Genomic DNA, 23,154 nt, shown 5'->3' with positions numbered 1-23,154 from the left:
CCTCACGTCACATACGGAAGATGCCGAAGCCCGAGTCGCCCAGCGGGGCGTTCGCGCACGCGGTCAGGGCCAGTCCCAGCACCTGCCGGGTCTCCATCGGGTCGATGACGCCGTCGTCCCACAGCCGCGCCGTGGCGTAGTAGGCGTTGCCCTGTTCCTCGTACTGCGCCCGGACCGGAGCCTTGAAGGCCTCCTCGTCCTCGGCGGGCCACTCCTGGCCCGCGCCCTCGATCTGGTCGCGCTTGACGGTCGCCAGGACCGAGGCCGCCTGCTCGCCGCCCATCACGGAGATCTTGGCGTTGGGCCACATCCACAGGAAGCGGGGGCTGTACGCCCGCCCGCACATCGAGTAGTTGCCCGCGCCGTACGAGCCGCCGACCACCACCGTGAGCTTGGGGACCCGGGTGCAGGCCACGGCCGTGACCATCTTGGCGCCGTGCTTGGCGATGCCGCCCGCCTCGTAGTCCCGGCCGACCATGAAGCCGGAGATGTTCTGGAGGAAGAGCAGCGGGATGCCGCGCTGGTCGCACAGCTCGATGAAGTGCGCGCCCTTCTGGGCCGATTCGGAGAACAGGATGCCGTTGTTGGCGACGATCCCGACCGGGTGCCCGTGGATCCGCGCGAAGCCGGTGACGAGCGTCTGCCCGTACTCCGCCTTGAACTCCTGGAAGCGGGAGCCGTCGACGATCCGCCCGATGATCTCGCGGGCGTCGTAGGGGGTGCGGGAGTCGACCGGCACCGCGCCGTACAGCCCGTACGGGTCGACCTTGGGCTCCTCGGGCGCCTCGACCGACCAGGGCAGGGCCCCGCGGTCGGGCAGGGTCGCCACGATGTTCCGTACGATCCGCAGCGCGTGGGCGTCGTCCTCCGCGAGGTGGTCGGTGACGCCGGAGACCCGGGAGTGGACCTCGCCGCCGCCCAGCTCCTCGGCCGTGACCACCTCGCCGGTGGCGGCCTTCACCAGCGGCGGACCGCCCAGGAAGATCGTGCCCTGGCCGCGGACGATGACGGCCTCGTCGCTCATGGCCGGGACGTACGCGCCGCCCGCCGTGCAGGAGCCGAGGACGGCGGCGATCTGCGGGATGCCGGCCCCCGACATGCGGGCCTGGTTGTAGAAGATGCGGCCGAAGTGGTCCCGGTCGGGGAAGACCTCGTCCTGCATGGGGAGGAAGGCGCCGCCGGAGTCGACCAGGTAGAGGCAGGGGAGACGATTCTCCAGGGCCACCTCCTGGGCGCGCAGGTGCTTCTTCACGGTCATCGGGTAGTACGTGCCGCCCTTGACGGTGGCGTCGTTCGCGACGATCACGCACTCGCGGCCGCTGACCCTGCCGATGCCCGCGATGACCCCGGCGGCCGGGGCCGCGCCCCCGTACATCCCCTCGGCGGCCAGCGGGGCCAGCTCCAGGAAGGGGGACCCCGGGTCGAGGAGGGCGTCCACGCGGTCGCGCGGCAGCAGCTTCCCGCGGGCGGTGTGGCGGGCGCGGGCCTTCTCGCCGCCGCCGAGCCGGGCCGCCTCAAGACGGGCCCGCAGGCCCTCGGAGAGCTCTCGGTGGGCGGCCTCGTTGGCCCGCCAGGCGTCGGACGCCGGATCGGCGGCGCTCGTCAGCACTGGTGCCTGCTGCATCGGTCGAGCTCCCTTGCTCGGTGCGCTCGTGTTAGTGAGCGTTAACGCATGTGGGCCTTAGGTTAACGACCGCTAACGGCCCTGTCTAGAATGGATTCCCATGAGCACCAGAGCGGCCGCCCCGACCAGGCGCGAGCAGATCCTCGGCGAGGCTGCGCGCCTCTTCGCCGAGCGTGGTTTCCACGGCGTGGGCGTGGACGAGATAGGGGCCGCGGTGGGCATCAGCGGCCCCGGCCTGTACCGGCATTTCGCGGGCAAGGACGCGATGCTCGCCGAGCTGCTCGTCGGCATCAGCGAACGGCTGCTGACGGGTGGGCGCCGGCGGGTGGAGGAGGCGGCCGGTGACCCGTCCGGCGTACTGGCCTCCCTCATCGACGGCCACATCGACTTCGCGCTCGACGACCGGGCGCTGATCACCCTCCACGACCGGGAGCTGGACCGGCTGCGCGAGGCCGACCGCAAGCTCGTGCGGCAGCTGCAGCGCAAGTACGTCGAGCTGTGGGTCGACGTCGTACGGGAGCTGCACCCCGAGGTGGGCGAGGCGGAGGTGCGCGTCTCCGTGCACGCGGTCTTCGGTCTGCTGAACTCCACCCCGCACCTCGCGGCGCTCGGCCGGGACGCGACGGAGTCGCTGCTGCGACGGCTCGCGAACGGGGCCTTCGGAGCGCTGTCGGGATGACCGGGCGCGTCCGCAGGTCGGGATGGACGGGACGGCTCCGGGTGCTCGGCGGCAGAATGGGCCGCATGCCGAAGCCGATAGAGACGCGAGTGCCCAGCCGAGCCGAACTCATCGACCACCTGGTCAGGACGCGGATCGCGGGGGACGTCGCCACTCCGCGCGACAACAACCTCTCCCACTACCGCAAGCTCGCCAACGGCGACCGGCACTACTGGCTGGGTCTGGAGCTGGGCGACCGCTGGACGGACGAGCAGGACGTCCTCGCGGTGATGGCCGAGCGCTGTGGTGTCGTGGACGACCCCGGGCACCGTGTCGGCCAGGACACCATCGACCCCGAACTCACCGTGGCCGCCCTCGACCGGATGGCGGCGCGGCTGCGCAAGGCCGCGCTGGACCGGCAGAGCGTGCTGCTGGCCACGGGGCACCCGGGCGGGCTGCTGGACGTGCACCGGGCCACGGCCGACGCGTTGCGCTCCGCGGGCTGCGAGATCGTGGTGATCCCGGCGGGGCTGGTCGCCGACGAGGGGTCGGTGTGGCAGTTCGCGGACATCGCGGTCATGGAGCGGGGGGCGACGCTGTGGCACACCCACTCCCCGGCGCCGATGGCGGCCATCCTGGACGCGCTGGCGGCCCATGGCCGCCCCCAGCCCGACCTGGTCGTCGCCGACCACGGCTGGGCGGGCTGCGCGGCGCAGCGCGGGCTGGACGCGGTGGGCTACGCCGACTGCAACGACCCGGCGCTGTTCCTGGCGGAGGCCGAAGGCACGCTCCAGGTGGCGGTGCCGCTGGACGACCACGTCCGGAACCCGCGCTTCTATGACCCGATGGTCGCTTATCTGCTGGCGGCGGCGGGGCTGCTTTAGCCCTGCGGTGGCGTTGCGCTTGATCGCCGGCGGGGCCTGGGCTTGGTTGGCTGTGGGTGGGGGTCGGTGCCGGGGGCGGGGTGGGGTGTTGGCCTGGACTGCATGATTTAGGCGCCCTGTCTTCCGCTTCGACAGGGCCCGGCGTGTTCTAGCGCCACAAATCACGTTTTACGTCCAGGCCAACACCCCACCCCGCCCCCGTCCCCGACCCGGCGCCTTTCCGACCCCGGCTGGGGGATATTCAGCCTCGGCCGGGCTGCTTTCAGTTGGTCGGGGTGGGTTTTCCGGTCCGCCCGTGCCCTTTCAGCCGTCCGGCGTTTGAGGGCCGGGGTCTGGGGCGGAGCCCCAGGGGGTCCGGGCGCAGCCCGGGACCCCTTCCAGCCGGTCCGGCGTTTGAGGACCGGGGTCCGGGCAGCGCCCGGGGAACGGTGGAAGGGCGGGTAGGGGACCCAGCCCCGCAGGGCCCACCCAGTCGCATCCGTGCGCCGGGAAGGCGCGGAAATTACCAAGATCGGGCATTCGCGTCAAGCCCCGAATGCGAGTGGCGTGACGCGGATCCCGGCGGAGGGTTTATTTGGAGTACGCCCTCACCGGGAAACTCCGGAAGGAACAGAGGGCAGGAAATCGCCCCTCATTTCCTCTCTTGCTTTTCCGAATGGAGAACCATCATGTTCAAGATCCTGTCGACCCGCCGCATCGTCCTCGCCTCCGCTTCCGTCGCCCTGCTGGGTGGTGGCATAGCCCTCCCCGCCACGGCGATGGCCGCCCCGCAGCACGCGGTTTCCTTCGTCCAGGGCGACAGCGCCGACGGCATCGGCACGGGTGGCGACGCCAGTGCCGACAACACCACCGTCGGCGGGACCTCGCAGGGCGGCAATGCCGACAGCGGCGTCGGGAGCTGCAAGGGCAAGTGCACGATCACCACCGGAAACGCCACCGGCGGCGACTCCAGCGCCGACGCCATCAACACCGGAGACGCCACCGCGGTCGGCGGGGACGGCACCGGTCAGGGCGGAGTCGTGAAGAAGGTCAACAAGCAGACCGTCAAGAACCAGGTCAAGAAGGACCTGAAGGCCAAGATCCACTAGCCACTCCGCGAAACGGCGCCCCGGGAAACCCCGGGGCGCCGTCGCGTGGTGGGGCCGCGCTCGGCGTCAGGAAGGACTGGGGGTGGGGTCCAAGTAGACGCGGCGGATCGCCGGGAAGCGGTCGCGGAGCTGCGCCTCGGCCGTCTCGCACGCCGCCTCCACCTGCGCGGCGGACGCCAGGTCGTGGAAGTCGATCTTCGCGGCGATCAGCACCTCCGACGGCCCCTGCACCAGCGTGGTCAGCTCCAGTACGGCCTCGATGTGCAGCACCGACAGGAGCTCCTCCCGTACCTCCGCCCGCATCCCCTCCGGCAGCGGTCGCCCGATCAGGTACTGGGCGTTCGAGCGCCCCAGCTCCCACGCCACCCACACCAGCAGCAGTCCGATGAGGAGCGAGGCGACCCCGTCGTACACGCCGGACCCCGTGAGCTGTGCTCCCAGCAGGCCGCCCGCCGCCAGTGCCAGACCGATCAGCGCGGCCACGTTCTCCAGGAGGACGGCCTTCACCGCCGTGTCCGGGGTGTGTTTCACGTACAGCCCCAGCGGCGCCCGCATCCGCGCGGCCTCGCTCTTGACCTGCCGCCAGGCGACCAGGAGGGAGTAGCCCTCCAGGACGGCGGCGACGGCCAGGATGATGTAGGAGAGGGTCGGGTTTCCGGGGTCCTCGCCGTGGAGGAGGGTGTGGATGCCGTCGTAGACGGCGAAGACCGCGCCGCCGACGAAGGTGGCGACCGATGCGAGGAGCGCCCAGATGTAGCGCTCCGGCCCGTACCCCAGGGGGTGCGCCTCGTCCGCCGGCTTCGCGCTCCGCTTCAGCGCGGTCAGCAGCATCACCTCGGTCACCGTGTCGGCCACCGAGTGCGCCGCCTCGGAGAGCATGGCGCTCGATCCGCTGAGGATGCCGCCCACGGCCTTGGCCGCGGCGATGCCGAGGTTGGTGACCACGGCGACGATGACCGTGCCGACGCTCTCGTTCTCGCCCTGGCCGTCGGTTCCGGTTCCGTTCACCATCGCATCGCTGCTGGTCATGGTGTGACGTTACGTCGGACGGTCCTACCGCGCGCGCGGGACGCGCACCACGCCCTCCTGAATGACCGTCACGGCCAGCCTGCCGTCCTGGGTCCAGATCCTGGCCTGGCCGAGGCCCCGGCCGGCTGCCGCCGAGGGCGACTCCTGGTCGTAGAGCAGCCATTCGTCGGCGCGGAACGGCCGGTGGAACCACATCGCGTGATCGAGTGACGCGCCGACCACGTCGCCCACCGCCCAGCCGCCCTTCCCGTGCGCGAGCAGCACGGAGTCGAGCAGGGTCATGTCGGAGACGTACGTGGCCAGGCAGGTGTGCAGGAGCGCGTCGTCGCTCTCCAGCTTGTCGGCGGTACGGAACCACACCTGCGAGCGCGGTTCGACCGGTTCGCCGACGCTGCCCCAGGGCGGGACCGTCGCGTAGCGCAGGTCGACCGCGCCGCGCGCCTCGATCAGGCGTTCCACGGTGCCCGGGTCGCGGAAGACCTCGCGGTAGAGGGGGAGCGATTCCGCGGCCGTCGGGAGGGTCTCCGGATCGGGGGCGTCGGGCATCGCGGCCTGGTGGTCGAGTCCCTCCTCGTACGTCTGGAAGGACGCGGAGAGGTGGAAGATCGGCTGGCCGTGCTGGACGGCGACGACGCGGCGCGTGGTGAAGGAGCGTCCGTCGCGGATCCGGTCCACCGAGTAGACGATGGGCGCACCGGGGTCACCGGCGCGCAGGAAGTACGAGTGCAGCGAGTGCGCGGTGCGGTCCTCGGGGACGGTCCGGCCCGCGGCCACCAGTGCCTGGGCCGCGACCTGACCGCCGAAGACCCGCGGTACCAGCGCGGAACGACTGGTACCGCGGAAGATGTTCTCCTCGATCTGCTCGAGGTCGAGCAGGTCGAGGAGAGTCGTGAGGGCCTCGTTCATGGGGGAAGGCTAGATGCCTTACAGGCCCATCGACTTGGCGATGATGGACTTCATGACCTCGCTGGTGCCGCCGTAGATGCGGTTCACGCGGTTGTCGGCGTACAGGCGGGCGATCGGGTACTCGTTCATGTAGCCGTAGCCGCCGTGCAGCTGGAGGCACTTGTCGATGACGCGGTGCGCGACCTCGGTGCAGAACAGCTTCGCGGAAGCGGCCTCGGCGGCGGTGAGCTCGCCGGCGTCCAGGGCTTCCAGGGCGCGGTCGGCGACGGCCTCGGCGGCGTCCACCTCGGCCTGGCAGGCGGCCAGTTCGAACTTCGTGTTCTGGAAGTGCGCGACCGGCTTGCCGAAGACGGTGCGGTCGGTCACGTACTGCTGGGCGAACCGGACGGCGGCCTTGGACTGCGCGTACGCGCCGAAGGCGATGCCCCAGCGCTCGGACGGCAGGTTGGCGCCGAGGTAGTAGAAGCCCTTGTTCTCCTCGCCGAGCAGGTCCTCGACCGGGACCTTGACGTCGACGAACGCCAGCTCGGCGGTGTCGGAGGTGCGCAGGCCGAGCTTGTCGAGCTTGCGGCCGATGGAGTAGCCCTCGGACTTGGTGTCCACGGCGAAGAGGGAGATGCCGAAGCGGCGGTCGTCCTCGCTGGGGGCGGAGGTGCGGGCGCAGACGATCACGCGGTCGGCGTGCACGCCGCCGGTGATGAAGGTCTTGGAGCCGTTGAGGACGTAGTGCGTGCCGTCCTCGGAGAGCTTCGCGGTGGTCTTCATGCCCGCGACGTCGGAGCCGGTGCCCGGCTCGGTCATCGCCAGGGCCCACATCTCCTCGCCGGAGACGAACTTCGGCAGGAAGCGCTTCTTCTGCTCGTCGCCCGCCAGCATCTTGATGTAGGGGAGGGCGAGCAGCACGTGCACGCCGGAGCCGCCGAAGTTGACGCCCGCACGGGAGGTCTCTTCGTAGAGGACGGCCTCGAACTTGTGGGTGTCCAGGCCGGCGCCGCCGAACTCCTCGGGGACGTTGATCCCGAAGATGCCCAGCTCGCCGAGCTTGTAGTAGAACTCGCGCGGGGCCTGACCGGCCGCGAACCACTCGTCGTAGACCGGGACGACCTCGGCCTCGATGAAGGCGCGGATGGTCTCGCGGAACGCCTCGTGGTCCTCGTTGAAAACGGTACGGCGCACGGCCGGCTCCCTTCGGTCGCGGCGGTCCGCCGCTTTTATAGCTAAGCGCTTGCTCATAGCTAAGTTACCCGGCGGTCACTCGGGCTGTCCAGGGCAGGGCGGTGTGACTCCGAACCCTTCCGCGAGCCGGGCCCCGGCCGAGGGATGTGGCCAAGGGCGACTGGCCGGATACCCCCTTCTGCCGTCACTGCCCCGCGGCTTGACTCGTGTCTCCAGAGCTCGCCCCCGACAGAACAGGAAACGACATGTTCAGGAGGCTTTTGAGCCTTACGGCGGCCCTCACGGCCACCGTGGTCCTCGGCGCGGGCACGGCAGGCGCCGCGGAGCGGCAGCAGGCGGAGGCGCCCCGGCAGGAGAAGCGCGTGTTCAACGCGATGCAGATCGCCTTCGACCCTGCCCGCCCCGATGCCTTCTGCACCATCGGGGCCGTCGGCAACGACGACTACGGGCGGAAGATCGCGATCTCGGCCGGGCACTGCATCTCCGGCCCCGCCTACGCCGACCGCGAGATCCGAGAGGACATCATCCCGGTCTACCACCGCCAGGACATCGGCTACGGGCCCATCGGGTACGTCCGCTGGTTCAAGGACCCGGAGGGCTCCTCGACGGGACACCTCACCAAGGACTACATGGTCATCGAGCTGGTCGCGGGCGTGACCCTCTCGTCCCAGGGCCCGCACCTGAAGCAGACCGGCGTGATGGAGGTGCCGGGCGGGATCCCCAGTCCCAACGCGCTCACCCCCACCCTGAACAACGAACGGCTGATCGGCGCGGCCTGGTTCAACAACAACGAACTGGTCGTCTCCGGCCAGCTCGGCGTCTGGTACGGCCGGATCACCAACAACGACCGGGGCGTCTACCAGGCGCACCCCCAGCACAAGGCCGGTGACTCCGGCGGGCCCACGATCTGGCACGTGCCGGGGTCGGCCTACCCCTCGGAGGCCAACGGCGGCCAGGCCCAGGGACCCTGGGCCGGCATCACCAAGGCGATCATTCTCGGGTTCCCGATGTACGCGTACACGAGCTCGGCGAACATCGTGGCCGACCTGCGCGCCCGTGACGCGGCGGACCCCGCCGACGTCTTCGGCGCCGGCTTCGAGGTGACCGCGAACCCGTGACGGGTTGCCGACCGGTCTGATCGGCAACACGTCCCCGGTCGACACCGGCCGCGGTCGGCACCGGCCCCGGCCGGCCCCGCCGCGGGCGCCTAAAGCGGGTCCGGCCGGGGCCCGGGATCACCGGGCAGCACGTGCGCCTGCCGGGAGGCGCACGTCCAGATCACCGGATGGACGGCGCCCAAGGCGTCCTGGGCGGCGCCGCCGACCCGGTCGTCGTCCGCCACGGCGTACGCGGTGCTGTAGTTCCCCGCGCCGCCGATCCCGGGCAGGACGCGCATCGGCCCGCTGCCCGTCCAGTACTCCGCCATGGCCCCCGGCAGGTCCGGATGGCCCGGGTAGGGGTAGGAGAAGTCGGCCACGCCGACCGTGACCCCGGTGGCCGGGCTGACGTCCTCGAAGCTGCTGCCCACGGAACCGGAGGCCAGCGGTGCGTCGGCGGGAGGCCCGTCGGGGGTGCGCCACACGACCCCGTGTTCCAGGCCGTCACCGCCGGGCCGGTGGCGGCCGACGGCCCGCCCGGACTCGTCCAGCGCCAGGACGGTGTAGCGGTCCGTCGGGACGCCGCCGGTGGCGAGCAGCGCGGGGGCGGCGGCCGGGTCGGCGGGCCACAGGGCCCCCCGGCCGTAGTTGAAGCCTTCGTGGGGCACGTAGGCGTTCCCGGCGATCTGTCCGGCGTTGTTGACGGCGGCCATGAGGGTGAAGGTGGATCCGGCGGGCGCCGGCAGCTCGCGGCGGATCCGGCCGTCGCCCGACCACCTCACGGCGACGGTCCGCAGCCGGGTCTCGTCCCGGAACCTGCCGACGATGACGCCCCGGTCGTTGACGCCGACGGCGGAGTCCCCGCCCGGCAGCAGCGTGACGGCCGCCGCGCCCGCCCGGTAGCTGAACGCCCGTGAGCCTTCGCCCGTGATGATCAGCTCCCCGACCATGAGGCCGTGCCGGTTGACGCCCAGCACCCGGCCCGCGCCGTTCGATCCGGCGGGCAGCGGTACGGCGAACACCTTCGTCCCGACCCAGTAGGCGGGGGCGTACCCGCTCATGCCGACGGCCAGCCGCGCGGGCCCGGGCGCGATGGCGGTGACCTCGGTCCGGCGCACCCACGGGCTCGGGTGCGGGTCCTCCGCACCGGGCAGCTTCTCCAGGACCTGAACGGACGGCGTGCAGCGTGCGGCGGCCCCTTCCGGGGCCGGAGCCGAAGCCGCTCGTGCGGCGGCGGTCTGTACGGGAGCCGCCAGTGCGAGCGCGGCGAGCACGGTCCCCGCCGCCCTGAGGCCGCCCCGCGTCGTTCTGTTTCCCATGGATCCCCCCGGATCGACAGTGCGAAAGCCGACTGCTGGTCGGGGGACATCCTTGCCGTAATGGACAGGCGCGGACAGATCGGATCCGGACATCGGTGGGGGCGAGGAGCGCGGCCGGCCGCGCCCGGCGTCAGCCGAGGAGCGCGTCGGGCGGAGCGGGGGAGCACCGCAGCGCGAACCACAGCTCCATCCGGGTGTCCGGGTCGTCCAGGTCGGCCCCGCCCAGGAGCGCGGCCGTGCGCGCGATGCGCTGGCGGACGGTGTTGCGGTGGATCCCGAGCGCGGCCGCGCTGCGGTCCCAGCTGCCGTGGTGGGCCAGCCAGCCGCGCAGGGTGTCCCGGAGCGCGGGGGAGAGGGGGCCGAGCAGGGCCTCGGCGTGGGCCCGGGCCTCGGCCGCGCCGACCAGGCCCGCGAGGCCCGGATCGGTGTGGCGGGCCAGCGGGGCACGGGCCGCCTCGGCGCGCTCCAGGGCCCGCCCGGCCTGCGCGTCGGCGCCGGGCAGGCCCTCGGCCGGGGCCGGGGCGCTGACCCCGAGCCGCCATCCGGGCTGCGGGGTGGGCTCGCGGTCGGTGAGCAGCCGCACGGAATCCGTGCGGGGCAGGCCCGCGCGTGCGGTGCCCGTGCGAGGGGAGTCCTCGCCCGCGGAGTCCCCGCGCGGGTCCAGCAGTGCGGTGCCCAGCGCGGCGGCCAGGGCCCGCGGGTCCCCGGCGCCGCGGGCGTGTACGGCGTACCAGGGCCCGGGGCCCAGCGCCCCGGCCGGCTCCCCGTCGAGCAGCAGCCGGGTCAGGGCGGCCTCCGCCCCGGCCGGGCGGCGCGCGGTGAGCAGGGTCAGCAGGACGGCCGCGACCGAGGCGACGGTGTGGTCCCCGGGAGCCCGCGCCGGGGCCGCGACGGCGAGGACCCACCCGTCGCCGAGGGCGTGGACGCTGAGGTGGAGCCCGTCGTGCGCGGCCGTCGCGGTGACGGCGGAGCCGGGTGCGACCCGCCGGGCGAGGGTGCGCAGCACGTCGAGCACGCCGGGGCCGGGCACCGGCCCGGCGGATGCCGCGGGCCCTGCCGGCCGTGCCGGGGCACCCGTGCCGACCGCCCCGGGGGCCGCGGGCCCGGCCGGCCGTGCCGGGCCACCCGCACCGGCCGCCCCGGCGGTCGGCCCCGCCGGGCCTGCGGGGTCTGCCGTCCCCGCTGCCTTCGCCGTCTCTGACGGGCCGGCCGTCTCTGCCGGGCCTGCCGTCACCGCCCGGCCCGCGGGTGCCGGCTCGGGTTCCGGTCCGGCGGCACCCGCCCCGGATCCCGCTGCCCCGCCCGTCGCTGCCGCGGTGGTCACCGGCGTGTCCGGCGGGGGTGTGGGGAGCAGCCCAGCCCAGCCGCCCAGGGCCGCCGCCAGGCGGCGCAGGACGGCCGGCACCGGGTCCGGGCGGGCGGCCGCCGCCGCCAGGGACTGCTGGGCCTCGGTCACCCGGCGGAGCTCGGCGGTCCGGGCCCGCGCCATCAGCCGCCAGACGCTCCGGCCGACCGCGGTGAAGGGGGTCCCGGGCGGCACCTCGACCAGGGGCAGGACGTGGTGGTCGCACGCTTCGATCAGGGCCCCGGGGACGGTCTCGTGCACCGGGGTCACCCCGAACCCGATGGCCCCGACCCCGGCCCGGACCAGCCGCGCGACGTACGGTCCGGCGTCGATCGGTTCGCCCCCTGCGGGCCCGCCTCCCGCCGGACCGCCGTCCGCGGCCGAGGGCGGCTCCGTGCGGCCGCCCGCACCGGATTCCGGCCCCCCGGCCGGCCGGGCCACCGCGAGGCCCTCGCCCGCCGTCAGCAGGAGCTCGCCGCCCAGGAGGTACGGAGACGGGTCCGTCATCTCGGAGGCGTGGACCCCGTGGAGTTCCGCTTCGGCGGGTCCGGCCAGCTGCCGCAGCCCCAGCTCGTGGTCGGCGAGCAGCCGGGCGAGCGCGACCGGCGGGGTGGGCGGGGCTTCCATGGATACTCCGTACACATCGGTGGGGCCGGATGGATGAAACGTACACTTCGCCCACCCGGGGTGTCCGTTTACGCTCGAAGGACCGCACCGCACACCTCCCCGGAAGGCCCCCCATGAGCACGCAGCCGCGCGGCCCCGTCGACTCCTCCCGCATCCCGCGCTACGCGGGCCCCGCGACCTTCGCCCGGCTGCCCCGCCTGGACGAGGTCGGCGGCAAGGCCGACGTGGCCGTCGTCGGCGTGCCGTTCGACTCCGGTGTCTCGTACCGCCCCGGCGCCCGCTTCGGCGGCAACGCGATCCGCGAGGCCTCCCGCCTGCTGCGCCCGTACAACCCCGCGCAGGACGCCTCCCCGTTCGCGCTCGCGCAGGTCGCCGACGCCGGCGACATCGCGGCGAACCCGTTCAACATCAACGAGGCCGTCGACACGATCGAGGCCGCCGCCGACGAGCTGATCGGCAACGGCTCCCGCCTGATGACCCTCGGCGGCGACCACACCATCGCGCTGCCCCTGCTGCGCTCGGTGGCGAAGAAGCACGGCCCGGTCGCGCTGCTGCACTTCGACGCCCACCTGGACACCTGGGACACGTACTTCGGCGCCGAGTACACGCACGGCACCCCGTTCCGCCGCGCCGTCGAGGAGGGCATCCTCGACACCGAGGCCCTGTCGCACGTCGGCACGCGCGGCCCGCTGTACGGCAAGCAGGACCTGGACGACGACGCCAAGATGGGCTTCGGCATCGTCACCTCGGCCGACGTCTACCGCCGCGGCGCCGACGAGGTCGCGGACCAGCTCCGCCAGCGCATCGGCGACCGCCCGCTGTACATCTCCATCGACATCGACGTGCTGGACCCCGCGCACGCGCCCGGTACGGGCACCCCGGAGGCGGGCGGCATGACCTCCCGCGAGCTGCTGGAGATCATCCGCGGGCTTTCCTCCTGCAACCTGGTCTCGGCGGACGTCGTCGAGGTCGCCCCGGCGTACGATCACGCGGAGATCACCTCGGTCGCGGCCTCGCACACCGCGTACGAGCTGACCACGATCATGAGCCGCCAGATCTCTGCGGCACGCGGCGCCAAGTAGGCACAGCGCGCAGGCGAAGGCGAACCCGAAGGGCGAGTAAGCGCACGTGACGCACGACCACGACCTGGTACTCCGTCCCACCGAAGCCCAGAAGGCGGCGGCGCTCGCGCCCCCGCCGGGGCGCACGGGCGGGGACCTGGTCGTGGAGACGCTGCGCTCCCTCGGCGCGACCACCGTCTTCGGCCTGCCCGGCCAGCACGCGCTCGGCCTCTTCGACGCCGTCGGCCGCTCGGACCTGCGCCTGGTGGGCCTGCGTACGGAGAACAACGCCGGGTTCGCCGCCGACGCGTACGGCCGGATGACCGGCGAGGCGGCCCCCCTCCTGCTGTCCACGGGCCCGGGCGCGCTCATGGCGCTCCCGGCCCTGGCCGAGGCGGCGGCGGCCTCCGCACCCGTCCTGGCGATCTCCTCGCAGGTCCCGACCCCGGGCCTGGGCGGCGGCCGACGCGGCCACCTGCACGAGCTGCGCGACCAGTCGGCCTCGTTCCGGGACGTGGTCAAGTCCGTGCACACCGCCCGGACCCCCTCCCAGATCCCGTCCGTGATCGCCGAGGCCTGGGAATCGGCGCTGACCGCCCCGCACGGCCCGGTGTGGGTGGAGATCCCGGAAGACGTCCTGCGCGCGGAGACCTTCGTCCCGCAGGTCACCGGCATGGACGCGACCCCGCACGAACTGGCGCCGCGCCCGGAGCTGACCGCGCTGGCCGCGCACTGGCTGGAGAACGCCGAGCGCCCGGTGATCATCGCGGGCGGCGGGGTGATCCGCTCGGACGCGGCGGGCAAGCTGAAGCAGCTCGCGGAACGGCTGAACGCCCCCGTCGTCACCACCTTCGGCGGCAAGGGCGCCTTCCCCTGGACCCACCCGCTCTCCCTCCAGTCCTGGCTGGAGGACCGCCACATGACGGACTTCCTGGAGGACGCGGACGTCCTGCTGGTGGTCGGCTCGGGCCTGGGCGAACTGTCCTCGAACTACCACACGTTCTTCCCGGAGGGCCGGGTCGTCCAGATCGAGGCGGACCTCGGCAAGCTGGAGTCCAACCACACGGGCCTCGGCATCCACGCGGACGCCCGCCTCGCCCTGCAGGCCCTCCTCGAAACGGTGGCCGAACGCCCCGACCCGCAGGCCCCGGAGCGCGTCCGCCTGCTCCTCGCCGACATCGCGGACCGACTGGCCTCCCAGGACCTGACGCTGGAGCAGCAGCTCCTCACCTCGATCCGGCAGGCCCTCCCGCCTCGCTCCCCGTCCTTCTGGGACATGACGATCCTGGCCTACTGGGCCTGGTCGGCCTTCGACGCCAAGCACCCCAACACCATGCACTCGGCGCAGGGCGCGGGCGGCCTCGGCTACGCCTTCCCGGCGGCGCTCGGCGCGGCCGTGGCGGAGCCGGGCACCCCGGTGCTCGCGGTCTCCGGCGACGGCGGCGCGATGTACTCGATCGCCGACCTGGCCACCGCCCGCCAGCACGACCTCGACGTCACCTGGCTGATCGTGGACGACGGCGGCTACGGCATCCTGCGCGAGTACGGCTGCGAGACGGGCACGGCCCTGACCCGCCCCGACTTCGTGGCGCTGGCAGCCGCCTTCGACGTCCCGGCGACCACGACCACCCCGGAATCCCTCCGCGAGGACCTGGCCAAGTCCCTCAAGACGCCCGGCCCTTCGCTCCTGCTACTTCCGGCCAAGCCGAAGATGTTCGCACCCACCCACGTCTGAGTGATCCGCGGCCCGGGTTAGGTTGGTACCGGTCATTCCGGTCGGCCCGGGCCGGTCCCGGTCGCAAATCCTTGGGGGAGCGGTGTCGTTCGAGCAGCAATGGGCCCAGCAGAGGCAGTCCACGCCCGCGCCGGGCACCGGAGTCCTGGGAACGGCCCCGCCCGAGAAGAAGAAGGCGGCCGACACCATCGAGAACGTCCTCCAGCCCGGTACGACGAAGGCGGCGGACGCCGCCGACGAGCCGACGGCCACAGCGGTCAAGGCCTTCGCGGGCTGGGAGACGGCGACCGGCCTGACGAAGGCCCACACGCACTGGGACGACCAGGTCAAGCGCCTGATGGGACGCCTGAGCTCGGAGAAGACGGCCCTGCGCGGCGCCTCGAACCTCTTCACCGGCAACGACCAGCTGACGGGCCAGGGCTTCCAGCCGGTCACGTCCAAGCTCGCAGGCCTGTAGGGGCAGGGGGAGGACGCGATGCCGACGTACCAGGAGATCGTCACCACCGACCTCGGGGCTCTCGTCACGGCCGCCGACGGCTGGAAGTCGATGGCGACTCAGTTCAAGACGATGGAAGACGTCTACGAGAAGGAAGTCCAGAGCGTTTCCAGTGGAAACGGCTGGATGGGCAGCAGCGCGCAGACGGCGAGCAACAACGCCGCCATCACCCGCCGGGAGTTCGACGCGGCGCAGACCCAGGCGCTGGCCATGGAGTCCCTGCTCCGCGACGCGCACGCCCGCTTCACGGACCTCAAGGGACGGGTGACCTCCGCTGTCGCGGACGCGGTGAAGGCCGGCATGAAGGTCTCGGACGCGGGCGTCGCGAGCTACGACTTCGGCAAGGCCGACCCCGCCTCCGTGAACGCGATCCGCCACGACCCCGACCTCCCGGAGATCGAGCGGTCCTGGACGCAGCGCATCGCGGACACCGTCAAGGCGGTCACGGAGTTCGACGAGGACGTACGCATCGCCCTCCTCAACGCGTCCGGAGCCGACGGCACGTCCCTCTTCGGCTTCAACTCCCAGGCCGTGGGCGACGTGGAGGCGGTGGAGGCCCTGGCCCTCACCCACAAGATCCAGTCGGGCGACGCCTCCCCGGACGAGCTCAAGCACTACGACGACCTGCTCCGCCAGAACGCGAAGGACAGCCACTTCAGCGAGGCGTACCTGCACTCGCTGGGCGCGAAGGACACGGTCCACCTGGCCGACCAGCTGGTCCTGGCGTCCAGCGAACGCGGGGCCTCGGCGGCCGACAAGAAGCTCTACGAGTCGATCAGTACTGGCCTGGCGGGAACCATCGCCTCGGGCACGAAGGACCCGGAGAGCTACGCCTACAAGCCCTTCATGGCGGGCCTGAAGGAACAGGGCCCGGCCCTGGTCGCCGACGGCCTGCGCCCGACGTACGGCTACCAGTCCCTCGTCACCGTGCTGCAGCGCGGCGACGGCTACGGCAAGCAGTTCCTGAACGACCTCGGCGACGGCATGATCGAGGCCGAGAAGTCGAAGCCCCACATGTACGACCACGCGTACGACTCCCAGCGCCCGAACCTGGTCACGGACCCCCTGGACGGCCTCCTGGGCATCATGGCCAAGGACCCGGACGCGGCGACGCACTTCCTGGACCCGCAAGCCCCGGGCAACAAGAACGAGCACCTGAAGTACCTCCTCTCCGACCGCGACATGCCGGACCCCTGGATCTCGACGGGCGTGGGCCAGCCGATCGAGATGCACGGAGACAAGACGGCCGGCCTGGGCGCAGCCCTCCAGGCGGCGGCCACGGGCCACGTCGACGGAGAGAAGCTCGGCCCGCCCGGCCCGCACACGGAGGGCCAGGCCCGGGTGATGCACGACGCGATCCGCCTCTTGGACGACGACATGGGCGGCGACGAGTTCCCGGAGGACCGCGAGGGCTTGCGGCAGCCGATGGCCAAGGCGCTGGTCGACTACGTCGCGGACACGCACGAGATCCTGGGCGGCAAGAACTCCGACCTGGGCATGATCAACGGCAACGACTCGATCCACGGCTCGGGGGACAAGGCCCAGATCGCGGTCGGCCAGGGCAGCCTGATCCGAGTGATGCGGGGCATCGCGGACGACGGCCCGGCATTCGCCTTGATGGTCGAGGCCGAGCGGGCCTACGGGGCGGGGCAGCTAGAGGCCGCTGCACCGTACAAAGGTGACCTGCACGGTGTGAGCGCGGACTGGGACAACCGTGCCCACGACATCGGTGCGGCCAACGGCGCCCTCAACGGCATCGGGGCCGATGTCTACAAGGACAAGGAAGACGACCGGGTCACCTGGGCGGAAGGTACGTCCGAACACAGTTCTGCCGTCGCGAACGGGCTGATCGGTGAGATCCCGGTCGTGGGGACGGTCGGCGGCTCACTGATGGACTCGCTCAAATACGAGTGGGTCGAGGACGTCAAGGGCGAGGCCGAGGATCAGAGCAAGAAGGACTCCAGTAGCAATTTCGGAGCGGGTGTGGGGGGAACCAACAGGATGTTGGACGGCTGGGGAGACGATCGGAAGATCCGTGAGGACAATGCATTCGACCACGCCAAGAACGAGGCGGGCGAGGGCTACACCTCGGGACGGGATGCTGCTCGTGCACACCTCAGGCCGTGATGTGGTCAAGGCTCTCGGCCGCGCGACGGCTGTGCTCGTCAGCGGATTGATGCTCGTGTCGTGCACTTCGGGCGAGCCGGAGGCACACGCCAAGAACGAGAAGCCGCCGTGTGGGGTCGGCCCTTCATCGGAGGAGGGCGTCCTCTTGAGGGACGTCATCGCTGCGGACGCCTTCGAGGATTTCGTTTACAACAGCACGAGCGAGCTGGTGGCGACGCTGCGATCCGCGCTGCCGGAGGTGAGCCCGGAGCACCGGATCCCCGTGAAGACCCGGTGCGTCCTATCGGGGGCCGACGGAGTGGGCGGTAGCGTGACCTTCCGATTCGGGTGGGTCTCCCGTGCCGCCGAGAAGCTGGATTTCGTCCTGGCCAATGGCATTCCGTTCGAGATGGACGGCGGTGTCTTCGGCCAGGCCAACGACACCGACACGAACTTGTACGTCGGTTGCGACATGCCCGGTGCGCTCGGCGGGCCTTCGAAGTCGGCTTGGTTCCACGCGAAGGCTGAGCACAGCACCAGCTCGACCCCGGCAGCCGTCGACCAAGCGGCCCGCGATCGGCAGACCGCCCTCACCTACCTGATGGCCCGCCGGATCACCGAAGCCCTCGGCTGCGAGAACAAGCCGCTGGAGCAGGCGCCCGTGGTGAAGCCGCTGCCTACACCTTGACCTCGGCCCAGACGGCCTTGCCGATGCCGTGGAGCCGGGGGCAGCAGCCCCACCGCTCGGCCAGGGCCGCGACGATCGCGAGCCCCCGGCCCCGCTCGTCGGTGTCCTCCACCACCTGTGGCGTGAGCTTCACGGCGGGGCCGGCGTCGGCCACCTCCACGCGCAGCAGCCCGTCGTAGCGGGCGAGCCGGATGCCGAGGTCCCGGCCCTGCGGTGCGCGCGCGTGCCGTACGGCGTTGGTGACCAGCTCGGAGAGCAGCAACTCCGCCGCCTCGGCGGCCTGCGTCCCGATGCCCCACGCGGTGGCCTGCTCGCGCAGCAGCGCGCGGGCCCGGCCGGGGGCGCGGGGGGTGCGGGGTACGAGCCAGTAGTTCTCGTGGGCAGCACAGGGCAGTGTCATGAGACCTCACCTATCTAGATACCTGAGATCCAGTGAAGCGAGTCGCCCGATCGGCCGTCAAGAGGTATCTAGATATGTTCGATGCCGACGGGTGTTGCGCGGGCGCACGGCCTCCGGTGCGCTGATGCGCCCCTAGGCTGTCGACGGATGATCGGGGAGGACCGCATGCCGAACGACGGCGCCGCACGGCAGCCCAAGTACCTGCGCATCGCCGCCGCGCTGAAGGACGCCATCGCCTCCGGCGAGTACGGGCCCGGTGACCGGCTGCCCGGTGAGAGCGATCTCATGGCCACGTACGGCGTGGCCCGGATGACGGCACGGCAGGCGTTCGCCGTCCTCCAGGCCGAGGGGCTGACCGAAGCGCGCAAGGGTGCCGGGGTCTACGTACGTGAGTTCCGCGTCGGAATCCGGCGGCGCGGCATCCAGCGGCTGGCCGTCGAGGTGTGGGGCGCCGGTGGCTCCATCTGGGCGGCGGACGGCAAGGGGCGCGACCCCGTCGTGGAGTTCGTCGGGGTCACCGAGGAACCCCCGACCGAGGCCGTCGCCGCCGTGCTCGGGCTCACCGCGGGTGCGCCCGCGTGCGTCAGGCGGCGCAGGTTCCTGCTCGACGGGAAGCCCGTCATGTTCGCGACCTCCTACCTCGACGCCGCCCTCGTCGCGGGCACGCCCGTCGCCGAGCCCGACAGCGGCCCCGGCGGGATCTACGCCCGGCTCGCCGAGCTGGGGCACGAGCCCGCGCGGTTCCGGGAGGAGGTCCGGTCGCGGATGCCGAATGCCGAGGAGGCCGCGAGCCTCGGGCTGGCCGCCGGGACGCCCGTCGTGCTGGTCGTCCGTACGGCCTTCGACTCCGACGGGCGGGTGGTCGAGGTCAACGAGATGGTCCTCGACGCCTCCGCCTATGTCCTGGAGTACGACTTCGACGCCCCCTGACCCGGGCGCCCCGCCACCCTCCCGGCGCTCCCCGGGTGCGCCGGAGGCGCCCGGAGTACACGTTCGAATTGTTGCGGCGGGATGAAATCCGCCGGTCGGAGCGTTGGGGCTTCCGGTAGGGCAGGACGAACGGGGAGGCAGTACGTGGCTACGGCGACGGCGGAAACGGCGGCTGGCAGCAAACAGGGGTGGGGGAGGCGGCTCGCCGCCTACACCTGGCGGTACAAGGCCAATGTGCTACTGGCCCTCGGGTCCTCGCTCGGCGGCATGGCCGTCATGGCGCTCGTGCCGCTCGTCACCAAGGTGATCCTCGACGACGTCATAGGCGACCAGAGCAAGCCCATGACGCCCTGGGCCCTGATGCTCATAGGCGCCGCGGTCCTCGTGTACGTGATGACCTACATCCGCAGGTACTACGGCGGGCGGCTCGCCCTCGACGTGCAGCACGACCTGCGCACCGACATGTACGCCACCATCGCCCGGCTCGACGGCCGCCGCCAGGACGAGCTGTCCACCGGGCAGGTCGTGGGACGGGCGACGACCGACCTCCAGCTGATCCAAGGGCTGCTCTTCATGCTGCCCATGACCATCGGCAACTTCCTGCTCTTCGGGATATCCCTCGGGATCATGCTGTGGCTCTCGCCGCTGCTGACCGTCGTGGCGCTGCTCATGGCCCCCGCGCTCTGGTTCATCGCCAAGCGCAGCCGCAAGAAGCTCTTCCCCGCCACCTGGTACGCCCAGAGCCAGGCCGCTGCCGTCGCCACCGTCGTCGACGGGGCCGTCACCGGCGTCCGCGTCGTCAAGGGCTTCGGCCAGGAGGAGCAGGAGACCGGCAAGCTCCGCGAGGCCGGCCGCCGGCTGTTCGCCGGGCGGATGCGCGGGATCCGGATGAACTCGCGCTACACCCCGGCGCTGCAGGCCGTACCGGCCCTCGGCCAGGTCGCCATGCTGGCGCTGGGCGGCTGGATGGCCACCAAGGGGCAGGTCACCCTCGGTACCTTCGTCGCCTTCTCCACCTACCTCGCCCAGCTCGTCGGCCCCGTCCGGATGCTCGCCATGGTGCTGACCGTCGGCCAGCAGGCCCGCGCCGGCGTCGAGCGGGTCTTCGAGCTCATCGACACCGAGCCGGTGATCCAGGAGGGGAGCAAGGAGCTGCCCGCCGACGCACCCGCGACCGTCGAGTTCGACGACGTGCGGTTCGGGTACGACCCCGAGCGGCCCGTGCTCGACGGGTTCCGCCTGTCGATCGCCGAGGGGGAGACCGTCGCCCTCGTCGGGTCCTCGGGCAGCGGGAAGTCCACCGTTTCCCTGCTGCTGCCGCGCTTCTACGACGCCGACCGCGGCGCCGTCCGCGTCGGCGGGCACGACGTGCGCGAGCTGACCTACGACTCCCTGCGCGATGCCATCGGGCTCGTGCCGGAGGACTCCTTCCTCTTCTCCGACACCATCCGCGCCAACATCGCCTACGGGCACCCCGGCGCCACCGAGGAGCAGATCCGGGCCGCCGCCCGCGCCGCCCAGGCCGAGGGCTTCATCGAGGCGCTCCCCGCCGGCTACGACACCACGGTCGGCGAGCAGGGCCTGACCCTCTCCGGCGGCCAGCGCCAGCGCATCGCGCTCGCGCGCGCCATCCTCACCGACCCCCGCCTGCTGCTCCTCGACGACGCCACCTCCGCCGTCGACGCCCGCGTCGAGCACGAGATCCACGAGGCGCTGCGCGCCGTCATGGCCGGCCGCACCACCCTGCTCATCGCCCACCGCCGCTCCACGCTCGCGCTCGCCGACCGGATCGCCGTACTGGACCACGGGCGGCTCTCCGACGTCGGTACGCACGAGGAGCTGGAGCGCCGCTCCGCCCTGTACCGGCGGCTGCTCACCGACCCGGACGCGCTGGGCGCCGGCTCCCCGCGGACGCCCGAGGCGCCCGGCATGGAGGAGTTCGAGCGGGACATCGAGCGGGACATCGAGCTCGAGGCAGAGATCGACTCCGAGCCGGTCAACGCCAAGCGCCGGGTGGCCGGCGGGATCACCCCCGAGCTCTGGCAGCGCCAGGAGGAGGCGGAGGAGAAGGCCACCGCCGCCGCGGGGATGTCCGCCACTCCCGAGCTGCTCGCGCAGGTGGCCGCGCTGCCGCCCGCCGACGACACCCCCGACGTGGACGAGACCCGCGCGGCGTCGGCCGAGGACAGCTACAACCTGGGCCGCCTGCTGCGCGGCTTCTGGGCCCCGCTCGCGATATCCCTCGGCCTCGTCGCCCTCGACGCCGGCTCCGGGCTGCTCCTGCCCATCCTGATCCGGCACGGCATCGACCAGGGCGTCGAAGCGGCCGCCCTCGGCGCCGTCTGGGCGGCGTCCCTCCTCGCGCTCGGCGTGGTCCTGGCCCAGTGGGCCGCACAGTTCGCCGAGACCCGGATGACCGGCCGCACCGGCGAGCGCGTGCTCTACGCCCTGCGCGTCAAGATCTTCGCCCAGCTCCAGCGCCTCGGCCTCGACTACTACGAGCGCGAGCTCACCGGCAAGATCATGACCCGGATGACCACCGACGTGGACGCCCTGTCCAGCTTCCTGCAGACCGGGCTCGTCACCGCCGTCGTCTCCGTCCTGACCTTCCTCGGCATCCTGGTCGCCCTGCTCGTGCTGGACGTGGAGCTGGCGCTGATCGTCTTCGCCACGCTGCCCCTGCTGATCATCGGCACCGTCTTCTTCCGCAGGAAGTCCGTGGCCGCCTACGAGCTCGCCCGCGACCGGGTCGGACTGGTCAACGCCGACCTCCAGGAGTCCGTGGCGGGACTGCGCATCGTCCAGGCCTTCCGCCGCCAGCGCGCCGGCGCGATCCGGTTCGCCGAGCGCAGCGACTCGTACCGCGAGGCCCGGGTCCGCGGCCAGTGGCTGATCTCCGTCTACTTCCCCTTCGTGCAGCTGCTGTCCTCCGGGGCCGCGGCCGCCGTGCTGATCGTCGGCGCCGGGCGGGTGGAGGCCGGCACGCTCACCACCGGCGCGCTGGTCGCCTACCTGCTCTACATCGACCTGTTCTTCGCCCCCGTGCAGCAGCTCTCGCAGGTCTTCGACGGCTACCAGCAGGCCACCGTCTCCCTCGGCCGGATCCAGGGCCTGCTGCGCGAGCCCACCAGCACCCCGCGCCCGGCCGACCCCCGCCCGGTCCCCGAGCTGCGCGGCGAGATCGCCTTCGAGGGGGTCCACTTCTCGTACGGCACGGCCGAGGAGCGCGGGGCGAAGGAACCGGCGCTCACCGGCATCAGCCTGCGCATCCCCGCCGGGCAGACCGTCGCCTTCGTCGGCGAGACCGGAGCCGGCAAGTCCACGCTGGTCAAGATGGTGGCCCGGTTCTACGATCCGACCGCCGGCCGGGTCACCGCCGACGGGGTGGACCTGCGCGAGCTGGACCTGACGGGCTACCGCCACCGCCTCGGCGTCGTCCCCCAGGAGCCGTACCTCTTCCCGGGAACGGTCCGCGACGCCATCGCCTACGGGCGGCCCGAGGCGAGCGACTCCGAGGTGGAGGCCGCGGCGCACGCGGTCGGCGCCCACGCCATGATCGCCACCCTGGACGGCGGCTACCTGCACACCGTCACCGAGCGCGGCCGCAACCTCTCCGCCGGCCAGCGCCAGCTGATCGCGCTGGCCCGCGCCGAGCTCGTCGACCCCGACGTGCTGCTGCTCGACGAGGCCACCGCCGCGCTCGACCTGGCCACCGAGGCCCTGGTCAACCAGGCCACCGACCGGCTCGCGGGCAAGCGCACCACCCTGGTCGTGGCGCACCGGCTGACCACGGCCGCGCGCGCCGACCGGGTCGTCGTCATGGACCGCGGCCGGGTCGCGGAGGACGGCACCCACGCCGAGCTGCTGGCCCGCGGCGGCCGGTACGCCGAGCTGTGGCGCACCTTCGCGGGCGAGGACGAGCCGGCCGCGGCGGCGTAGGACCGCGGCACGCGAAACGGCGCCTCCGGGATTCCCGGGGGCGCCG

The 23,154-nt window shown here is 72.4% G+C and carries 18 protein-coding genes; 11 read left to right on the top strand and 7 right to left on the bottom strand.

Annotation, left to right across the window (positions count from 1 at the left end; translation table 11 throughout):
• Window positions 1-7 precede the first annotated feature (7 nt).
• Entirely contained in the window at window positions 8-1,624 is a 1,617-nt protein-coding gene (locus ACFYYB_RS11285; RefSeq protein WP_389434696.1) for a carboxyl transferase domain-containing protein, read from the bottom strand.
• Between the two features lie 100 nt (window positions 1,625-1,724).
• Between ACFYYB_RS11285 and ACFYYB_RS11280 the strand changes: the two genes are divergently transcribed.
• The 3 genes from ACFYYB_RS11280 to ACFYYB_RS11270 all read left to right on the top strand — a co-directional run bounded on the left by ACFYYB_RS11280 (window position 1,725) and on the right by ACFYYB_RS11270 (window position 4,254).
• A complete protein-coding gene (locus ACFYYB_RS11280) occupies window positions 1,725-2,303 on the top strand; it encodes a TetR/AcrR family transcriptional regulator (protein ID WP_243337072.1) in 579 nt (192 codons plus the stop codon).
• A gap of 56 nt (window positions 2,304-2,359) precedes the next feature.
• Complete coding sequence (locus tag ACFYYB_RS11275) at window positions 2,360-3,166, top strand: phosphatase (protein WP_389434995.1); 807 nt, start codon at window positions 2,360-2,362, stop codon at window positions 3,164-3,166.
• 668 nt (window positions 3,167-3,834) lie between these two features.
• Window positions 3,835-4,254 carry a hypothetical protein gene (locus ACFYYB_RS11270; RefSeq protein WP_389434695.1) on the top strand — a complete coding sequence of 140 codons (420 nt, stop codon included), beginning with the start codon at window positions 3,835-3,837 and terminating at the stop codon, window positions 4,252-4,254.
• 66 nt (window positions 4,255-4,320) lie between these two features.
• Here ACFYYB_RS11270 and ACFYYB_RS11265 read toward each other — a convergent pair whose 3' ends face one another.
• Genes ACFYYB_RS11265 through ACFYYB_RS11255 form a run of 3 tightly spaced genes read right to left on the bottom strand, consistent with a single transcriptional unit; the run spans window position 4,321 to window position 7,365 of the window.
• Window positions 4,321-5,283, bottom strand: a complete 963-nt coding sequence (locus ACFYYB_RS11265; protein ID WP_389434694.1) for a cation diffusion facilitator family transporter — start codon at window positions 5,281-5,283, stop codon at window positions 4,321-4,323.
• Window positions 5,284-5,307: 24 nt separating this feature from the next.
• Window positions 5,308-6,189, bottom strand: a complete 882-nt coding sequence (locus ACFYYB_RS11260; protein WP_327306612.1) for an acyl-CoA thioesterase II — start codon at window positions 6,187-6,189, stop codon at window positions 5,308-5,310.
• 18 nt (window positions 6,190-6,207) lie between these two features.
• Complete coding sequence (locus ACFYYB_RS11255; RefSeq protein WP_389434692.1) at window positions 6,208-7,365, bottom strand: acyl-CoA dehydrogenase family protein; 1,158 nt, start codon at window positions 7,363-7,365, stop codon at window positions 6,208-6,210.
• Between the two features lie 245 nt (window positions 7,366-7,610).
• Here ACFYYB_RS11255 and ACFYYB_RS11250 point away from each other — a divergent pair, with 245 nt between their 5' ends.
• Window positions 7,611-8,483, top strand: coding sequence for a hypothetical protein (locus tag ACFYYB_RS11250; RefSeq protein WP_389434691.1), 873 nt, complete (start codon window positions 7,611-7,613; stop codon window positions 8,481-8,483).
• 89 nt (window positions 8,484-8,572) lie between these two features.
• On the opposite strand, the gene ACFYYB_RS11245 is transcribed toward ACFYYB_RS11250, so the two are convergent.
• Entirely contained in the window at window positions 8,573-9,781 is a 1,209-nt protein-coding gene (locus ACFYYB_RS11245; protein ID WP_389434689.1) for a hypothetical protein, read from the bottom strand.
• Between the two features lie 130 nt (window positions 9,782-9,911).
• Window positions 9,912-11,753 (bottom strand): helix-turn-helix domain-containing protein, encoded by a 1,842-nt coding sequence (locus ACFYYB_RS11240; RefSeq protein ID WP_389434687.1) that lies wholly within the window; start codon window positions 11,751-11,753, stop codon window positions 9,912-9,914.
• A gap of 113 nt (window positions 11,754-11,866) precedes the next feature.
• On the opposite strand from ACFYYB_RS11240, the gene speB reads away from it, so the two are divergent.
• The 5 genes from speB to ACFYYB_RS11215 all read left to right on the top strand — a co-directional run bounded on the left by speB (window position 11,867) and on the right by ACFYYB_RS11215 (window position 17,839).
• The gene (gene speB / locus ACFYYB_RS11235; protein WP_327306617.1) at window positions 11,867-12,835 is read left to right on the top strand and encodes an agmatinase; all 969 of its coding nucleotides are present in this window, start codon (window positions 11,867-11,869) and stop codon (window positions 12,833-12,835) included.
• A gap of 46 nt (window positions 12,836-12,881) precedes the next feature.
• Window positions 12,882-14,549: a thiamine pyrophosphate-binding protein gene (locus ACFYYB_RS11230; RefSeq protein ID WP_389434685.1), complete on the top strand. Its 1,668-nt coding sequence runs from the start codon at window positions 12,882-12,884 to the stop codon at window positions 14,547-14,549.
• Between the two features lie 82 nt (window positions 14,550-14,631).
• Entirely contained in the window at window positions 14,632-15,006 is a 375-nt protein-coding gene (locus ACFYYB_RS11225) for a hypothetical protein (protein WP_389434684.1), read from the top strand.
• 18 nt (window positions 15,007-15,024) lie between these two features.
• Window positions 15,025-17,172 (top strand): DUF6571 family protein, encoded by a 2,148-nt coding sequence (locus ACFYYB_RS11220; protein WP_389434682.1) that lies wholly within the window; start codon window positions 15,025-15,027, stop codon window positions 17,170-17,172.
• Entirely contained in the window at window positions 17,144-17,839 is a 696-nt protein-coding gene (locus tag ACFYYB_RS11215; RefSeq protein ID WP_389434680.1) for a hypothetical protein, read from the top strand. The genes ACFYYB_RS11220 and ACFYYB_RS11215 overlap by 29 nt, the downstream gene beginning before the upstream one ends.
• Here ACFYYB_RS11215 and ACFYYB_RS11210 read toward each other — a convergent pair.
• The gene (locus ACFYYB_RS11210; RefSeq protein WP_389434679.1) at window positions 17,829-18,239 is read right to left on the bottom strand and encodes an ATP-binding protein; all 411 of its coding nucleotides are present in this window, start codon (window positions 18,237-18,239) and stop codon (window positions 17,829-17,831) included. The genes ACFYYB_RS11215 and ACFYYB_RS11210 overlap by 11 nt on opposite strands.
• A 165-nt stretch (window positions 18,240-18,404) precedes the next feature.
• Here ACFYYB_RS11210 and ACFYYB_RS11205 point away from each other — a divergent pair, with 165 nt between their 5' ends.
• Together ACFYYB_RS11205 and ACFYYB_RS11200 are read left to right on the top strand one after the other, a co-directional pair.
• Window positions 18,405-19,169 (top strand): GntR family transcriptional regulator, encoded by a 765-nt coding sequence (locus ACFYYB_RS11205; protein ID WP_389434677.1) that lies wholly within the window; start codon window positions 18,405-18,407, stop codon window positions 19,167-19,169.
• Between the two features lie 81 nt (window positions 19,170-19,250).
• Window positions 19,251-23,108, top strand: coding sequence for an ABC transporter ATP-binding protein (locus ACFYYB_RS11200; protein ID WP_389434675.1), 3,858 nt, complete (start codon window positions 19,251-19,253; stop codon window positions 23,106-23,108).
• Window positions 23,109-23,154: the final 46 nt, after the last annotated feature.

It is taken from the genome of Streptomyces sp. NPDC002886 (assembly GCF_042888445.1).
Taxonomy (GTDB): domain Bacteria; phylum Actinomycetota; class Actinomycetes; order Streptomycetales; family Streptomycetaceae; genus Streptomyces.
The sequence above is the reverse complement of the archived record's forward strand: the minus strand, read 5'-3'. Positions and strand labels throughout refer to the sequence as shown.

What these genes read in the sequence shown, in the direction of transcription:
- ACFYYB_RS11285 (WP_389434696.1), bottom strand. Translation starts at nt 1,624, where the DNA reads ATGCAGCAGGCACCAGTGCTGACGAGCGCCGCCGATCCGGCGTCCGAC.
- ACFYYB_RS11280 (WP_243337072.1), top strand. Translation starts at nt 1,725, where the DNA reads ATGAGCACCAGAGCGGCCGCCCCGACCAGGCGCGAGCAGATCCTCGGC.
- ACFYYB_RS11275 (WP_389434995.1), top strand. Translation starts at nt 2,360, where the DNA reads ATGGGCCGCATGCCGAAGCCGATAGAGACGCGAGTGCCCAGCCGAGCC.
- ACFYYB_RS11270 (WP_389434695.1), top strand. Translation starts at nt 3,835, where the DNA reads ATGTTCAAGATCCTGTCGACCCGCCGCATCGTCCTCGCCTCCGCTTCC.
- ACFYYB_RS11265 (WP_389434694.1), bottom strand. Translation starts at nt 5,283, where the DNA reads ATGACCAGCAGCGATGCGATGGTGAACGGAACCGGAACCGACGGCCAG.
- ACFYYB_RS11260 (WP_327306612.1), bottom strand. Translation starts at nt 6,189, where the DNA reads ATGAACGAGGCCCTCACGACTCTCCTCGACCTGCTCGACCTCGAGCAG.
- ACFYYB_RS11250 (WP_389434691.1), top strand. Translation starts at nt 7,611, where the DNA reads ATGTTCAGGAGGCTTTTGAGCCTTACGGCGGCCCTCACGGCCACCGTG.
- ACFYYB_RS11245 (WP_389434689.1), bottom strand. Translation starts at nt 9,781, where the DNA reads ATGGGAAACAGAACGACGCGGGGCGGCCTCAGGGCGGCGGGGACCGTG.
- ACFYYB_RS11240 (WP_389434687.1), bottom strand. Translation starts at nt 11,753, where the DNA reads ATGGAAGCCCCGCCCACCCCGCCGGTCGCGCTCGCCCGGCTGCTCGCC.
- speB (WP_327306617.1), top strand. Translation starts at nt 11,867, where the DNA reads ATGAGCACGCAGCCGCGCGGCCCCGTCGACTCCTCCCGCATCCCGCGC.
- ACFYYB_RS11220 (WP_389434682.1), top strand. Translation starts at nt 15,025, where the DNA reads ATGCCGACGTACCAGGAGATCGTCACCACCGACCTCGGGGCTCTCGTC.
- ACFYYB_RS11215 (WP_389434680.1), top strand. Translation starts at nt 17,144, where the DNA reads ATGCTGCTCGTGCACACCTCAGGCCGTGATGTGGTCAAGGCTCTCGGC.
- ACFYYB_RS11210 (WP_389434679.1), bottom strand. Translation starts at nt 18,239, where the DNA reads ATGACACTGCCCTGTGCTGCCCACGAGAACTACTGGCTCGTACCCCGC.
- ACFYYB_RS11205 (WP_389434677.1), top strand. Translation starts at nt 18,405, where the DNA reads ATGCCGAACGACGGCGCCGCACGGCAGCCCAAGTACCTGCGCATCGCC.
- ACFYYB_RS11200 (WP_389434675.1), top strand. Translation starts at nt 19,251, where the DNA reads ATGAAATCCGCCGGTCGGAGCGTTGGGGCTTCCGGTAGGGCAGGACGA.